The 15,811-nt window shown below is 52.3% G+C and carries 16 protein-coding genes; 1 reads left to right on the forward strand and 15 read right to left on the reverse strand.

The annotated features are described in order from the left end of the window. Positions 1-11: 11 nt before the first annotated feature. From G477_RS0101965 to G477_RS0102020, 12 genes are all read right to left on the reverse strand, one after another. Positions 12-1,295 (reverse strand): amidohydrolase, encoded by a 1,284-nt coding sequence (locus G477_RS0101965; RefSeq protein WP_026696505.1) that lies wholly within the window; start codon positions 1,293-1,295, stop codon positions 12-14. Then, complete coding sequence (locus G477_RS18445; RefSeq protein ID WP_051287604.1) at positions 1,292-3,946, reverse strand: helicase C-terminal domain-containing protein; 2,655 nt, start codon at positions 3,944-3,946, stop codon at positions 1,292-1,294. The genes G477_RS0101965 and G477_RS18445 overlap by 4 nt, the downstream gene beginning before the upstream one ends. Positions 3,947-4,040: 94 nt before the next feature. Beyond that, on the reverse strand, positions 4,041-4,421 hold the full coding sequence (panD, locus tag G477_RS0101975) for an aspartate 1-decarboxylase (RefSeq protein WP_035210864.1): 381 nt from the start codon (positions 4,419-4,421) through the stop codon (positions 4,041-4,043). Next, positions 4,418-5,269 (reverse strand): pantoate--beta-alanine ligase, encoded by an 852-nt coding sequence (gene panC, locus G477_RS0101980; protein WP_026696507.1) that lies wholly within the window; start codon positions 5,267-5,269, stop codon positions 4,418-4,420. Before panC ends, panD begins: the two co-directional genes overlap by 4 nt. A 1-nt stretch (position 5,270) precedes the next feature. Then, positions 5,271-6,086, reverse strand: coding sequence for a 3-methyl-2-oxobutanoate hydroxymethyltransferase (panB, locus tag G477_RS0101985; RefSeq protein ID WP_026696508.1), 816 nt, complete (start codon positions 6,084-6,086; stop codon positions 5,271-5,273). A 130-nt stretch (positions 6,087-6,216) separates the two neighbouring features. Next, on the reverse strand, positions 6,217-7,161 hold the full coding sequence (locus tag G477_RS0101990) for a biotin--[acetyl-CoA-carboxylase] ligase (protein WP_051287605.1): 945 nt from the start codon (positions 7,159-7,161) through the stop codon (positions 6,217-6,219). After that, positions 7,154-8,221 carry a hypothetical protein gene (locus G477_RS20395; RefSeq protein ID WP_026696510.1) on the reverse strand — a complete coding sequence of 356 codons (1,068 nt, stop codon included), beginning with the start codon at positions 8,219-8,221 and terminating at the stop codon, positions 7,154-7,156. The genes G477_RS0101990 and G477_RS20395 overlap by 8 nt, the downstream gene beginning before the upstream one ends. Beyond that, entirely contained in the window at positions 8,218-9,339 is a 1,122-nt protein-coding gene (bshA, locus tag G477_RS0102000) for an N-acetyl-alpha-D-glucosaminyl L-malate synthase BshA (protein WP_026696511.1), read from the reverse strand. The genes G477_RS20395 and bshA overlap by 4 nt, the downstream gene beginning before the upstream one ends. Then, positions 9,336-10,028 carry a bacillithiol biosynthesis deacetylase BshB1 gene (gene bshB1, locus G477_RS0102005; RefSeq protein ID WP_026696512.1) on the reverse strand — a complete coding sequence of 231 codons (693 nt, stop codon included), beginning with the start codon at positions 10,026-10,028 and terminating at the stop codon, positions 9,336-9,338. Before bshB1 ends, bshA begins: the two co-directional genes overlap by 4 nt. Further along, positions 10,028-10,444, reverse strand: a complete 417-nt coding sequence (gene mgsA, locus G477_RS0102010; RefSeq protein ID WP_026696513.1) for a methylglyoxal synthase — start codon at positions 10,442-10,444, stop codon at positions 10,028-10,030. Before mgsA ends, bshB1 begins: the two co-directional genes overlap by 1 nt. A 1-nt stretch (position 10,445) precedes the next feature. Then, the gene (gene dapB, locus G477_RS0102015) at positions 10,446-11,255 is read right to left on the reverse strand and encodes a 4-hydroxy-tetrahydrodipicolinate reductase (protein WP_026696514.1); all 810 of its coding nucleotides are present in this window, start codon (positions 11,253-11,255) and stop codon (positions 10,446-10,448) included. 1 nt (position 11,256) lies between these two features. After that, positions 11,257-11,565: a nucleotide pyrophosphohydrolase gene (locus G477_RS0102020; protein WP_415783231.1), complete on the reverse strand. Its 309-nt coding sequence runs from the start codon at positions 11,563-11,565 to the stop codon at positions 11,257-11,259. Between the two features lie 227 nt (positions 11,566-11,792). On the opposite strand from G477_RS0102020, the gene G477_RS0102025 reads away from it, so the two are divergent. Further along, on the forward strand, positions 11,793-12,668 hold the full coding sequence (locus G477_RS0102025; RefSeq protein ID WP_026696516.1) for a YitT family protein: 876 nt from the start codon (positions 11,793-11,795) through the stop codon (positions 12,666-12,668). Positions 12,669-13,494: 826 nt separating this feature from the next. Here the strand turns inward: G477_RS0102025 and G477_RS0102040 are convergent. The 3 genes from G477_RS0102040 to G477_RS18455 form a co-directional block, all read right to left on the reverse strand. Then, positions 13,495-14,181 (reverse strand): zinc metallopeptidase, encoded by a 687-nt coding sequence (locus tag G477_RS0102040; protein WP_026696518.1) that lies wholly within the window; start codon positions 14,179-14,181, stop codon positions 13,495-13,497. A gap of 35 nt (positions 14,182-14,216) precedes the next feature. Beyond that, positions 14,217-14,846 carry a lipoprotein heptaprenylglyceryl N-acetyltransferase LhaT gene (lhaT, locus tag G477_RS0102045; protein ID WP_035210866.1) on the reverse strand — a complete coding sequence of 210 codons (630 nt, stop codon included), beginning with the start codon at positions 14,844-14,846 and terminating at the stop codon, positions 14,217-14,219. A gap of 70 nt (positions 14,847-14,916) precedes the next feature. Further along, a complete protein-coding gene (locus G477_RS18455; RefSeq protein ID WP_051287606.1) occupies positions 14,917-15,804 on the reverse strand; it encodes a menaquinol-cytochrome c reductase cytochrome b/c subunit in 888 nt (295 codons plus the stop codon). Between the last annotated feature and the right edge of the window lie 7 nt (positions 15,805-15,811).

Consider the following 15,811-nt stretch of genomic DNA (forward strand, 5'->3'; position numbering starts at 1 on the left):
TTCCTTCTTGATTATAGCAAGCCGGCTGCACTTTTGTCTGCTTCATACAGTACCTTTTCTTCATCCAGAGTTAAAAGTTCCCTCTCCCTCATGAGTTCTCTTCCGGATATCCAGACACTTTTCACCGCGTCGGACTGCATCGAATAGACAAGGTGCGAAGCAGCTTTCTCCGGTGAAAAAGGGACGGAAAAACTCTGCTGCGGATCCGCAATCAGAAAATCCGCCGGCGAACCGGGCGCCAGGCTGCCACTCCCGGGAAATCCGAGTATGTCCGCTCCATGGACCGTGGCATCCTGCCAGACGGAACCTGCATGTGTCGCGGCAGGGTTCTGTTCGTACGCTTTCGGCAGCATTGCTGTGAACCGCATCTCTTCGATCATACTGAGGTTGTTGTTGCTGGCAGCAGAATCTGTGCCGAGCCCGGTACGCACTCCTTTTTCTTTCATCTTCACATAAGGCGGGATGCCTGACCCGAGTTTCGCATTGGAAACAGTATTAACAGCAACAGCCGTTCGGTGTGCAGCCATCAGTTCCAGATGCGAATCCTGCACGTGGACTGCATGAGCAAGAAGAAGCTCGTTATCAAAAAGGCCAAGTTGATAGAGATGATCAACCGGATGCAGTCCGTACGACTTGATATGCTGCCGGACTTCCTGCGTCGTTTCTGCGCAGTGTGTATGAAGCAGCACGCCCTCTGTATGCGCAAGCTCAGAGGCCTGCTGCAGAAAGGCGGGAGGGCAGGTATAAGGGGCATGAGGAGCCACACAGACCCGCAGGCGGTTGTCATATCCATGGAAATCCTTGATAAGGGAACGGGTTTCCTCCAGTTTCGCCTGATTCGCGCTGTCGCTGCCGAAACTGATCATCCCGCGGCCAATCACCGCCTTCATGCCGATTTCCGCCGTTTTTTCAGCCAGGCGTCTCACTCCGAGATGATACATGTCCAGGAACGTGGTGGTCCCCGTTTTCAGCATCTCGACCAGCGCAAGATCCTGACCTGCAGCAGCATGGTGTTCGTTCATCTGCTTTTCTCTCGGCCACATCACTTGTTCAAGCCAGTCCTGCAGCATCATGTCATCCCCAGCCCCCCTCATGAGAGAGGCCGCCGCATGACCATGTGTGTTCACAAATCCGGGCAGTATCCACCGCCCCTTTCCCTCGTGGACCACAGCCCCTTCAGGGATATCGACATCTCCTGAACCTAGAATCGTCTCTTCTTGAATGACAAAGTTGCCGTAAAGAGGAGCTTTGCCGGGTTCCACAATCCAGACATGTTTCCACGCATGTATCGTCATTCGTTCTCCTCCCCTCTCCCGAGCCAGGCTTTTGTTTTCAATTCCAATTCATGCAGAGGAGCTGTCTCCACCTGAACGTCTGGAAGGGAATCAATGAATTTTTTCCCGTAACGTGCCGTTTGAATGCGTCGGTCGAGTACCATGACAATCCCGCGGTCGGATTCCGTACGGATCAACCTGCCGAATCCCTGTTTGAACCGGAGCACTGCTTCCGGCAGTGCCAGCTGCATAAAAGGAGAACCGCCTTTTTCTTTGAGCCGCTCGGATTTCGCCTGGAATAAAGGATCATTCGGCGGGGAAAAAGGGAGCCGTGCCATAATAATCATCTGCAGGTCATCTCCCGGGATGTCGACCCCTTCCCAGAAGCTGCTTGTCCCGAGTAGAATCGTGTGATCAAACTGCTGAAACATTTTTACAAGCTTCGACCGGCTCCGGGACTGGATCCCCTGACCGATAACGAGGTAGGATTCATCCATCACCTTGGTCAGCTGCTGGTAGGCGCGGCGCAGCATCTGGTAGGAAGTAAACAGAACCAGCATCCTCCCGTTTGTTATTTGAGAGAACTGGTAGACAGCATGAGTCAGCGCTTCAATGTACACTTCCTCTCCATCCTGCTGTATCATCGGCATATCGGTCGGGAGAAATAAGGCAGCCTGATTTTTCCAGTCAAACGGGGAAGCGACGAGCTTCTCGGCGAGCTCAAAATCTTCGAGCCCAAGCTCCCGAATCAAATAGGAGAAAGATTGATTGACCGTCATCGTCGCACTCGTTAAGATGACGCTTTTTTTCTTGGAGAAAAAATGGTCAGCGAGCGTGTCGGAAACATCTGCGGGGCTCGCCGTCAACGTTACCGCTTGTTTCGGTCCTTTGTCCGGACGTTCAATCCAGTACACGAAGGATTCTTCCCATTCTCCAAAAAACACCTGCAGTGCTGCCGCAAGTGATTCAAATTCCTGCAGAAGCCGGTCTTCTTCATTCGCTCTCAGCATCTCCGTTACGCGCATCAGTCCACGTTCTGTCCGGCTGCTGACCTCTCGAAGCTCTTCCCAGTCCCCATCACGATGAAGCTGCTTCGTTCTGTCACCGGTGTCCGTCGTACCTTCTCCGCGTCCCGCTGCAGCGGCAAGCGCGTGAAACAAGTCGTTCCACTCCATCCTTAATGCTCCGGCCGCTTCTTTCCAGTCCGCTTCAGCAGCAGGCAGTTCATTAAAAAGTGCAGTACCGTCTGTATAATGAAGCTGAGCACGGTACTGCCGCTCCGCCGCTTTTTTTAAGTGATGAGCTTCATCGATGACAAGAGACTGATAAGACGGCATCGAACTCGCCCCGTGCACGACATCCGTAAACAACAGAGCGTGGTTCGTGATGACCAAATCCGCCTGGCGTGCCGACCGGGCCGCCCGTTGAAAAAAACAACGGGAAAACCAGGGACACTCTGGTCCTGCACAGGAATCTTTGTCACTCGCAATCATGCGGTAAAACCGATCGGACAAAGAAGCCAGCTGGATTTCCTCCAGATCCCCCGTTTCTGTTTTCGTCAGCCATATCAGCAGCTGTGCTTTCGAAAGGGTAATCTCGTAACTATCCTCCAGCGTATGCTCCAGCACCTGCTCGAGCTTTTGGAGACAGAGATAGTGACTGCGCCCTTTTAACAAAGCGGCTTGAAAGTCGTATGAAAGCATCGTTCGAACAACCGGGATTTCTTTGTACAGCAGCTGCTCCTGCAGCTGGATGGTTTCTGTGCTGATGACGACCCTTTTGTTGTTTGAAGCAGCATGATGAACGGCGGGCAGCAGATAGGCAAGCGTTTTGCCTGTACCTGTTCCCGCTTCCACGAGACCAATTTTGTCTTCTGAAAAACTGCGATGCACGAACGACATCATGTCATTCTGTCCCTCCCGGCTCACAAACGAGGGAATCGCAGCTGCTGCTTTTTCCTCCCAGGTCTCCAGAAAGGAGGCAAAACTTCCTGGTTTCCTCTCTTCTACTACCCGCTCCAAAGAAGTCCGGAGCGCGATACCTCGATACTCTTCGAGCCCATCTGCTACCTCTGCTTTGCGATACAAGCTCTCCAGCAGTGGACGCAGGTCACTTTTCAGCGCAGGTTCCAGCGCAAGCAGATGTTTGATCGCAGCGGGCGGAAGCTCCGACATTGCTTCAATCATCTGCAGCAGCAGCCTGCTTGATGCCCATGCATCGCTTCCTGCCCGATGCGGATGCTCATGAGTGATCTGCATGGAGGCTGTTAAGTCCGATAGTCGGTAGCTTTCCTCTGAAGGATACATCAGGCGCGCGAGCTCGACGGTGTCGATGACCGGTCCGGAAAACGCGGTGTATCCAGCTTCCTCCAGCGATTCATTTAGAAAAGCCAGATCGAAGTCTACGTTGTGGGCCACAAAATATGCTTCTTCTAATTCCTGAAGCAGAATTGGAAGCACGTCATCGACTTGCGGGGCATGATCCAGGTGAGGCTGCTCAATGCCGGTCAGATGCTCGACAAACTCAGGTATCTGTACGTTTGTGTGTACATACGTATCATAGGAGTGTGTGATCGCTCCTTCCTGCAGCACGCTGTAGGCGAGCTGTATCATCCGGTCTCCCTTTTCATGGGAAACGCCGGTTGTCTCCAGATCCACTACGACAAATTTCATAATATGTACCCTCTCCTGATGCTGAAATGAACGTTTCTATCACAGGAGGGGAGAGAATGCAGGGCACTCTCTCCTCTTACTGCTCTTCGAACGGCTAGAGAATAGTGGAAGCCGGTTCTGTCCCAATGCGCTGTACCACATTGTTCTCCTCATCAAGTACCGCCACTTTCGGTACGTGCTCCAGCGCCTGTGCATGGTCCATCCACTGATACGCGATGATAATAACGTGGTCCCCAGGCTGGACATGCCGGGCAGCTGCTCCGTTCAGACAAATCGTTCTGCTGCCTCTGACACCAGGGATTATATACGTTTCCAGGCGGGCACCGTTGTTATTATTTACCACCTGCACTTTTTCATTCTCGAGCATGTCTACTTCCTCCAGCAGCTCGGGATCGATGGTAATGCTGCCGACATACTGCAGATTGGCTTCGGTTACGACTGCACGGTGCAGTTTCCCACTCATCATTTCTCTCATTCTGTTTCTCTCCTTTGATCTGTGTTCCAGATCACATTATCGATTAATCGCACGTGCTTGTACTTTAATGCGGCGGCAGCAATCATGGTGCGATCCTGTTCCCGCTTCAGGCTTGGGTACGAACGAATTTCTGCATAGTCAAGTTCTCCCGACAAGGCTTGAAAGGCATCCTGCATCCACGATTCTGCCGTCCAGGGACCGTCTTTCTCTGCCAGGGAAGCCCCCTCGTTCAGAATCCTGTAGATTTGAGGCGCTTCCTCCCTCTCCTCGGGCAGCAGCCGGACATTCCGGGAACTCTCCGCAAGTCCATCTTCTTCCCTGATGGTCGGGATTACGTGAATACGAGTATCAATATCGAAGTCCTCGACCATGTTTGTGATCAGTGCCGCCTGCTGCGCGTCTTTTTGTCCAAAAAAAGCAGCATCAGGGGTGACGAGTTGAAACAACTTCATGACAACCGTTGCTACTCCGTCAAAATGACCCGGCCTGGAGGCACCGCAGAGGACATCGGCTCCTTCCTGCACGTGCAGGTTAAAACGCATCGGAGATGGATACATTTCTTCCGGGGAAGGCAGGAAGAGAATATCCGCCCCGGCTTTCCGGGCTTCTCTCTGGTCGTGATCTTCGTCGCGGGGATACGTTGTGAAATCTTCCCCCTCTCCGAATTGCAGAGGATTAACGAAAATAGATACAACGGTCACATCGCTTACTGCGGCTGCTTCGTTGATCAGGGACGTATGGCCGGAGTGGAGATATCCCATCGTCGGAACAAAGCCGATCCGGGATTGCTCCTTCCTTCTTCGCTGCAGGATACTTTTCAATTCGCTTTTTGTGCGGATGACCTCCATCTTAATAGGTCTCCTTTAAAGGTTGAAATGCGTGTGCCTCCTGCGGAAATTCCCGCTTCTTCACCGCTTCTTTATAAGCAGCCAGTCCTTCTTCGGCAACCGCGCCGGCATCTGAAAACTGCCGGACAAATTTCGGCTGATGTCCCTGATACATGCCGATAATATCGTGGTATACCAGAACCTGACCGTCTGTCCAGCGTCCTGCGCCAATACCGATCACCGGAATCTGGAGCTGTTCTGAAGCGAGCTTCGCCGTTTCCTCCGGTACACATTCCAGAACCAGCATGCATGCACCTGCGCGTTCGAGCGCCTCCGCATCCTCCAGCAGCTGCTTCTGTGCTTCCGGAGTTTTCCCCTGCACTTTATATCCACCTTCCACGCCGACCGTCTGCGGAGTCAACCCGAGGTGGGCCACTACCGGAATGCCTCCGGCTGTCAGTTCAGCCGTCTCCTGGACGAGGGGGCCGGCGCCTTCCATTTTCACAGCATCCGCACCGCCCTGCTGCATCAGCTGCAGCGCGGCTTTTTTCGTGTCGGCACTGCTGATCCTTGATGCCATAAATGGCATATCAATAACAATAAATGTCTCCGCAGCTCCACGCTTTACGGCGCTCCCGTGGTGTGTCATATGAGGGATCGTCACATGAACCGTAGAGTCGAAGCCGAGCACTGTCATGCCAAGTGAATCGCCGACCAGGATGACATCGGCGCCCGCCTTTTCCGCTGCCCCAGCACCTGGAGCATCGTAGGCAGTCATCATGACAATGGGATCCTTCTCCTGCTTCATCTTCTTCAGAGAAGTTGTTGTATGCTTCATGTCAGCCTCCTTCTGTCCCTGTCCTATAATCAGGATCAAGGCAGTCTTTCCATTGATGGTGTCTTTCCGGTACAGTCCTTCTGGTACTGTCCAGCTCATATTATATCAATTTCCAGGCATTGTGTCGAAATCATCCAATCGGAACATCTCCGGAGACAACCGGCTGCAGCGTCCCGTCACTCAGACGGAGCAGCAGCCTGCCTGTCTCGTCAATCCCTTCCATCGTTCCGGTTATGTCACCACGGGGCTGATGGATGGTAATCTCCATGCCGATTCTATATGCTCTTTTCTCCCAACGGTCTTTAAAAGCGGCAAATCCCTCGCGCTCAAACAGCTGCAGCTGCTCAAACCAGTGATCAAGCAGCTCTGCCGTCAATGAGGTTCTGTTCCACACGACACCGGTATGCTGATACAGCGAAACAGCAGGGATGTCTGCAGGAAACGACGTCTCGTTCACGTTCATGCCGATCCCGATGACAATCGACCGGATTTCGTCAGGATCTGACTGCATCTCCGTCAGAATGCCGCACACTTTTTTCTCCTCGAGCAGCAGGTCATTCGGCCACTTAATCGCAGGATGAACCCCGTGCTTCTCCAGTACTTCGGCTGCAGTGACTGCCGCCGCCATCGTAATAGCCGGAGCTTCCGTTATCCCGATATCCGGACGTTCAATAATACTGACCGCCAAACCGGTACCCTCCGCCGTCGCCCATGGCCTGCCGAGCCGTCCACGGCCGCCTGTCTGCTCATCCGCAGAGACAACGGTGCCGGCTCCGGCTCCTTCAGCCGCCAATTGATTCGCCTTCGTCTGCGTCGTCGGGATCGAAGCGAAATGCTCAATCCGTCGAGGATGCCGGAGTGCAGCAGCAAGCCCGTGGCTTGAGAACGTGCCGCTGTCGGTAAGCAGCTCATATCCTTTTCGTCTGACTGCTCGGATCTCATATCCTTCTTTTTCCAGCTGTTGGACGGCTTTCCAGACAGCCGTTCTGGAGCAGTTCAGCTCTGCTGCAGCTGCTTCCCCGGATACATAGCCCGGTGTCTGCTGCAGCAGTCGCAGCAAGTCTGTCTTAATCATCGTATATCCTCCCAGCATTCATCAGGGCCTCTCTGCTGTTCTGCCGCTGCCCTGTTACTACGTCGTACTCCAGTTTTTTCAGCAGAGTGCCGATATCCCTCCCGGAGAGGTGTTGAAAATCTCTCCCATTCACCTGCAGATCAGATGTTTCGTGGATCGGAAGCTGATGATACTTTCCCATCCAATAGTGGACGTCTATACTGCTGCCACACATCCAGAGACAGGTCAGCGTCTCTTCCAGCCTTTTCTGACCGAGCTGGTATAGTTCCCAGTCCGACCATGGGACTCTGTCAACTGCTCTTCGAATAGACGCAGCTCCTCTGCGCACGTCTGCAGCAAGTCCCGGCATCGATAATGCCTGCTCCGGGAGCAGAAGTGCCCACCAGACAGCCGCAGGGACCTCCCCCTGCGGGAAGCGCTGCACCTGATCCGGATCGGGATGAATCGGCAGGCTGCAGCGGAGAAGCAGTGTGGCTGCCCGTTTCCAAGATGCCTTATGCCAGCGGATTTTTCTCCAGCGGTCCATTTCTTTCACGAGACGCTCCGCCGGCACCTCTTCGGTCCGTCGGCAGTCCCTGTTCCAGGCTTCATACAGCACCGGCTCCATCTCTAATTCAAATTCCGTCATCATCCGGACTGCTCGTAAAATCCTCAGAGGATCCTCTTGAAAAACCGTCTCCGGCACCGGAGAAGCAAGGATGCCTTCCTGCAGGTGTCTGCTTCCGGAATACGGATCTATCAGTGTACCCTCACGGTCCATAGCCATCGCATTGATGGTAAAGTCCCGCCGCTTTAAATCCTCTTTCAGTCCGGTTCTCATTCTCGTTACTTCCACCGGCTCTCCAAAAGGGAAGATCAAATACGTATCATGCTGCCTCCCGACGGGCACGACCCGGCCGAAACAGCGCCGTAAATCAGCTTCATCTGCCGCTGCAGCTACATCTAGATCTTGACTGATACTTCCTCTTACATAGTCGCGGACGGCTCCCCCGACAAGAAAGGCCTCGATTCCGCACGCTGAGCATTGATTCAAAATGCTGCGTCCTCGCTTCATCGTCATCGACCGCACGCCTGGAGATACACACGTTCATACTGCTGCACAATCAAATCGCGGTTAAACGTCGTCTGTACCCGCTCAGCAGCAGCTAATCCCATACGCCGCTGCAGCGGTTGATCTTCGGCCAGCTGCAGCGCAGCTTCTGTAAACGCATCAATATCTCCGAGCGGGCGGATAAAGCCGCTGATGCCTTCTTCGATTACTTCCGGGATGCCACCTGCATCGGAACCTATGACAGGAACCCCGCAGGCCATCGCCTCCAGAAGAACTAATCCAAAGCTCTCTTTTGAAGACAGAAGGAGATTCACGTCACTGGCTGCAAGCAGCTCAGCCACTCTTTTTTGACTGCCGGCAAAAATCACATCGTCCTCGACCCCGAGTTCTTCTGTCAGCCGTCGGATGACGGGCATTTCAGGCCCCTCCCCAATCAGCAGCAGCGCAGCCTTTTGCTCATGTCTAACACGAGCAAACGTATGTACGACGTCCTCCACCCGTTTCACTTTTCTGAAGTTGGAGACGTGGGACATGATAAACGTGCTTTCATCAAGCCCGATCGATTCCCGTATTTCTTTATCTTCTCTTGGGTAATATATGTCCGGATCCACAAAATTATAAACCGTTTCAACCGGTCGTTCTACATCCAGCAGTTCTCTCGTCTGGCGGATCAAGTCATGGGATACAGCAGTGACCGCATCCGATTTTTCGATGCCGAAACGGATAATGTCGGATAGGGAAGGATCGTATCCAAGCACGGTAATATCTGTTCCATGCAGTGTCGTTACAATTTTCACATCACTTCCGGCCATTTCTTTCGCCAAGTAGGCGCTCACCGCGTGAGGAACAGCATAGTGAACGTGCAGGACATCGAGTTCCTCCCGCTTAATGACATCCGCCATCCGGCTTGCGAGTGCCAGATCGTAAGGTGGGTACTGGAACACAGCATAGGAACTGACCGTTACTTCATGAAAATAAATATTCGATTCCCCTCCATTCAATCGGTAGGGCATGCTCGAGGTTATAAAGTGAATATCGTGCCCTTTTGCAGCAAGGGCTTTGCCGAGTTCGGTGGCAACCACGCCGGATCCGCCGACGGTCGGGTAGCACGTGATTCCTATTTTCATGATGAAAACTCCTCAAATAAGGGCAGTATCGGCAGCCCCTCCACTTGAAACCCTTCTGCTGCTTCTGTTCCCGCTTCCCGACCGTAAAGACGATCTCTTGCAGCAGTATCATCCAGGTATCCTTTTGTTAGTGGAGTCGCCGTTTGACCAGATCCCCCTTCAAACTGGGACGCATAACACTGCAGCGCCTCCCGCTTCAACGAAGCCGTACTTGATATATCCACAGCTGTGTCGGGTCTGCCGAGCCCGTTAATCTGATAATAATACAGCTTTTCAGGCCGATATGGGGGGCCCGTTCCGATTTTTTTGACACCGGCATCGAAACAAGCGGTACGCACGAGACTGCCGCATGTTTCATGGTCGGGGTGTCGGTCGGGAGCAGCTGGAGCAAATACAAGACCCGGCCGGAGCGAACGGATCAGTTGAATCAGTTCGGCACGTATGTCCTCCGAATGAAGATGCAGCCCTCTGTCCGGAAATGTCCATATGGTATGTCCCGCTCCGATACAGGAAGCCGCTTCTGCGGCTTCCTGTCGGCGTATGGACGGATTTCCATTCGAAGAACATTCTGCCTCCGTCAAGGAGAGAAATTCCACGCTTCTCCCGGACGCTGCAGCTTTAGCAGCGGTTCCTCCCATGCCGATTTCAATGTCATCCGGATGAGCTCCGACGCAGAGCACATCGGCCATCAGGAGTTCCCCCTTGCCTCGCCGCGCACAATTTCTCTCCACGCCAGATCTCCCCTCGCGAGACCTGCAATCAGTACTTCCGCAGTCGCCATATTGGTTGCGAGTGGAATGCTGTATACATCACAGAGACGGATCAAGGCATTGATGTCCGGTTCGTGGGGTTGTGCTGTAAGCGGATCCCGGAAGAAAAAGACGAGATCCATGCGGTTTTCCGCAATCAGTGCGCCAATCTGCTGGTCTCCACCGAGCGGGCCGGAACGAAAAAGTTCCACATGCAGATCTGACGCCTCCATAATCCGCTGCCCTGTTGTTCCAGTTGCAAAAAGGGAATGCGGCTCCAGCACCGGCTCATATGCTGTCAAAAATTGAACGAGGTCGTCTTTTTTCTTGTCATGTGCAATACATGCAATATTCATATCACTGATCTCCTTCCAGCGTTATAAGCTGATCCAGTCCGTATACCAGTCCCGTATAAGTCTGCACTTCCTCAATCGCGAGTTTAACTCCGGGCATGAACGACGTCCGGTTCAAGGAGTCGTGCCGCAGAGTCAAGGTCTGCCCTTCGCCTCCAAACAGAACCTCCTGATGGGCCACCCGCCCAGGAAGACGGACACTGTGCACTTTCATGCCTTCATAGTCTGCACCTCGTGCATGAGCCCATGCTTCCGATTCTTCAGGGTGTCCCTGCTGTTTTTCCTTCCGCACTTCCGCGATCATCTGCGCTGTTTTCATCGCTGTACCGGAAGGCGCATCGAGTTTCCGGTCGTGGTGCTGTTCAATGATTTCGACATCTTCCATGTAAGCTGCAGCCATTTTGGAAAATTTCATTAGAAGAATGGCTCCCACTGCAAAGTTGGGAGCGATCAGCGCGCCCAGCTCTTTCTCTTCTGCAAGACGACCTAGTTCGTCAATATCTTCCTCTGAAAATCCGGTCGTCCCGACGACCGGCCGGACTCGGTGCTCCAATGCTTTACGCAGATGAACTTTCCCCGTCTCCGGATTGGTGAGATCTACGAGGACATCGATTTTTTCCGATGTGAAGCAGCTGTCGACGTCCTTGTACACGGGAACATCCAGATCCGCCATCCCTTCGGCATCCATCATCTTCCCTTGATTGAAACGATGATCGATCACAGCTGCCAGGGTAAACCCGTCCGTTCGCTCAACCAGCTGCACCGCTTCCTTCCCCATATTCCCTCTTGGTCCTGCGACTGCAATTCTCGTCATGTCAGGCATCCTCCTTCTTTGTCCATCGGTCTTTATCTCTTGTTTTAAATTTTTCCATCACCAGATCGAACGACTCTTCTAGGTCGATATCGAGCGAATTCGCCAGGCAGATCATCACAAACAGGACATCGCCGATCTCCTGCTCCATCGTTTTTTCTCCCTCGGATGCTTTCTTTGGCTTTTCTCCATAAAAATGGTTCACTTCTCTTGCCAGTTCTCCCATTTCTTCAGTTAACCGGGCCATCATGGAGAGCGGTCCGAAATAGCCTTCCTTGAACTGTCCGATGTACTGATCTACTTCCTGCTGCATGTCTTCCGTTGATTTCGTCACGTCCATCCCTCCATACCTGCTATGTACTCCACCATCATCGTAGCCGATTCGTCTGATTTTGACAAATAGAGCAGACTGCTGCCCGTAAACTTCCCGTATGAGCTTGACGCAGGCACATGACTGCGATGTAATAGAGTCGTATGTCTCTTTCCAACGATTGACTGAAACGGACGCACACATCGATTCTCTATACTTGGAGGTGCATCATGAAACCATGGCAGCATGCCAAAAATATTGCATTCATTCTTTTAGGTTCGGCGGTAATGTCTTTCGGACTCGTCTATTTTAACATGGAAAACAACTTGGCTGACGGAGGTTTTACCGGTATTACGCTGCTGCTTTTCTTCATGTTTGAATTGAATCCTGCCTATTCCAACATCTGGCTCAATCTCCCTCTTTTCTTCATTGGCTGGAAAGTGCTCGGCCGCACTGTCTTTTTGTATACGTTGATTGGTACATTTGCCGTATCTATTTTCCTATGGGTGTTTCAGGAATTCAGGTTCATAGAAATCCCTCTTCACGATGATATGACCCTCGCAGCCCTTTTTGCCGGCGTCTTCATCGGGACAGGTCTCGGTATTGTTTTCCGTTACGGGGGTACGACCGGTGGCGTCGATATTATCGCCAAACTCGGATTCAAATACTACGGCTGGAGCATGGGACGAACCATGTTCGTGTTTGATGCGGGTGTTATTACGACGTCACTGATCTACCTGAATTACCGCGAAGCGATGTACACCCTGCTCGCCGTGTTTATCGCTGCCAAAGTCATCGATTTTATTCAGCAGGGCGCCTATTCTGGGAAAGCAGCAATGATCATTTCAAACAATGCCCCGATTCTGGCAAAATCCATTCTCGAAGAAATGGACCGCGGCGCCACCCTGCTGCAGGGGCGCGGCTCTTTTACCGGTGCTGACAGAGAAGTATTGTACTGCGTTGTATCAAGAAATGAAATGGTACGCTTAAAGCAGCTGATTGCACGCACAGACCCTCATGCTTTCGTTACGTTAATGGACGTTCAGGACATCATGGGGGAAGGATTCACCCTGGATGAAGATAAGAAGCCAATTCAGGTTCCTTAAGTACTAAACATGTGCAGGGGTAGGCTTCATGGATCAACATCGGGCGCTCCCGCCTTTTTAACCGTCGGCATACCGGGCCGCTCAGGACTGAATCTCTCGGTTTTCACCGCCAGCCGGTCGAAGCAGCACGTTCTTTCCGAATATAGTTCGGATGGTTTCGAAAAACGGAAGGTGCTGCATGCATTCACAGCGGCAGCTAAAACCAGTCATTGTCCCGCCTCGTCTTCCATCCATCCTTTAAAGAAAAAGGCTTGAAAATACCAGAATCGAAAGAAGTCCTCAGCCTGTCTCTGGTGAGGACTTTCTGCATCGCAAGGGTGATTTCCCCCAAGGAGCATCGCCTGTCGCTGGCAAGCCTTCCGCTGACCGTTGAAAGAACAGCAGCAGGACATCTTCAGCTCTCCCTTTTCCCGAGTGCTTGTCTTTCCATAATCAACCCACTGTCCAGACTGTACGGGCTTGATATCTCCAGACCAAAAGTGCCGAGCAGCTTTTCGTCGGAACGGCTTGTATCGCAGGTTCGTTGAGGAAACCATGCGGGCATCCTGCTTCCCGCGCAGCCGACATCGCCGCCGTCCCCCTGCAAAAAAACGTACACATTCCTAACGTGTAAAAAAGATCTCCAGGTGAAACAGAGGCTGCCCTTCCTGGAGAGAATGTGAGAACGTTCACTGCAGGGGAGGCAGGTTCATGATGATGTTATACAAACAAAACGCTTTCGACGATCCAATCGGATCATCGAAAGCGTTTTTAACGTGCTGGAGAACGATGTTGTCCCAGCCTCTTCTTTCTTCGCCCGGGCATCTTTCCATCCCGGTTGTCCTGATTAATCATCCATCATGAAGTACATCAGCACGAAACGGATCAGTTCAATGACCGCGACGAGAGCAGATGCTACGTACGTAAGTGCAGCTGCGTTAAGCACTTTTTTCGTCTCACGCTCTTCGTTGTTCTGAATGACGCCACTGGCCACAACCTGGTCCATGGCCCTGGTGGAAGCATTGAATTCCACCGGCAGTGTCACGAGCTGAAATAGAACTGCGAAGGACATGAGCACGATCCCGGCAAGCATTAACTCGGACATCGTCAGCAGCATGCCGCCGATGATGAGGAAAATCGATGCATTTGAACCAAAACTCGCCATAGGGACGAGAGAAGAACGGAACCGGAGAAAAGCATAATTCTCCGCATCCTGGATGGCGTGGCCCACCTCATGGGCGGCTACGGCTGCACCAGCTACTGAGTTACCGTAGTAGTTGCCTTCTGAGAGCCGCACCACTTTAGACTGTGGATCGTAATGATCCGTCAGCTGTCCTTTGACCGGTTCGATCGACACATTGTATAACCCGTTGTCATCGAGAATCTTGCGCGCTGTTTCTGCGCCGGTCATTCCGGAAGAGGCACGTACCTGAGAGTACTTTTTATAGGTGCTTTTCACCCTGGAGCTGGCCCATAGAGGGACAATAAGCAGGATTGCGAAATAAATAATAAACGCTGTCATAGAGCCGAACATGTATCTTCCTCCCCTCTCGTTGTCTAACATCAATTTTAGTCAAACTTTTTAGAAGTGTCAATCATTGCGAACTGCTGAAAGAGCGGACGCCACGCCTTATTTCCCCACCAGACTGCCCCGAGAGAAATCAGGCTGAGCCAGAACGTGAAGTAGCCAATTTCGCTGAGATAGGGGGTCAGCGATCGAGCGACCCAGGGGTGCATCCCGAAGAGGTAGTCAATGATATCATTGTGTATCGTCCATACTGCCGTACATATAAGATGCCATGCCTTCAGTTTGAAAAACGGCAGATACAGCAGTGCCTGCAGCGCCATACCCGCATGGGAAAAGATCAGCATCCAGCTCACGAGGCTGATCGGCTCCCCGCCTACGACACCTGCTGACACATTCATGACGACTGCCCAAACCCCATATTTGATTAACGTCACCGCTGCCAGTGCTTCAATCAGCGGCCACTGTTTTCCGAAGATGTAACCGGCAAGTACAATCGTAAAAAATAAACTCGCTGTAGGACTGTCCGGCACAAAAGGAAGAAAATACCAAGGTGTCTGCATCAGTTGTTGTTCGTACCAGTAATATCCGTATATTGTTCCTGCCGCATTGATGAGAAAAAGCGTCCATAATATTGGTTTATCCAGCAGCACTTTTGCTATGTATTCGTTCAACGCAGGCTACCTCCCGGACAGACAGAGGGAGAGCCGGCGGACACACACATCAGCCGGCTCTCCCCTCGTTTTATTCGTTATTGTTCTCTTCGTTCTCTTGGTTCTCTTCGTTGTTGTCTTCGTCTTCGTCGTTCTCATCATTGTTCTCATCGTCATCGTTACCATCGTCTCCGTTACCGCCGCCGTTTTCCGGCTGGCCGTCCGCAGCGATGTACTCAGCAAGGATCTGAAGTTCCTCATCAGACCCGTCAAACTGGTCTGCCGGCATTTCACCAATACCGTTCTGAATAAGATCGATGATCTCTTCTTCATCGTAGTCACTTTCGAATACGCTCGGGCCGGCTGCTCCGCCCTGCATATCTCCGCCGTGACAGCCGATACAGGAATCCTGCGATTGATAAATTTCATACCCCTCCGCAGACTCATCTATATCCAGCTCTTCGGCATCTACCGCGTAGTTATCTGCTGCTGTCCAGTCGTGCTGGTCAACGGATTCCCAGGTAAGGAAAACGATAGCGACAACTGCGAGGAGCATCAGGCCGGTGCCGATCGGCCGGTTCTGAGGACGTCGGTCTTTCCCGCCGTCGAGCCAAGGGGCCAGCAGCAGAGCGCCGAAGGCAATTCCCGGTATAACAACAGCTCCCATCACTGTGTATGGACCTGCAGCGAATTCATATTTCAGCAGCTGATATAAGAAAAGGAAATACCAGTCCGGAATTGGAATGTATCCGGTTTCTGTAGGGTCCGCAATGGTCTCAAGCGGCGCAGGATGAGCTACGGATAATACAAGGTACCCGATCAGAAATACCGCTCCGACCATCCACTCTCTCAAAAGAAAGTTCGGCCAGAAGGCTTCTGTTTTACCAGGATACTCAGAATAGTCTTTGGGTATGTTCGGTTTACGTTCCGCCGGAACCCGTGAGTCTCCGACGAACTTCATGCCTTTTCCGCGATGCATATTGTCC

The sequence above is a fragment of the Alkalicoccus chagannorensis DSM 18086 genome (assembly GCF_000429725.1).
Taxonomy (GTDB): Bacteria; Bacillota; Bacilli; order Bacillales; family Salisediminibacteriaceae; genus Alkalicoccus; species Alkalicoccus chagannorensis.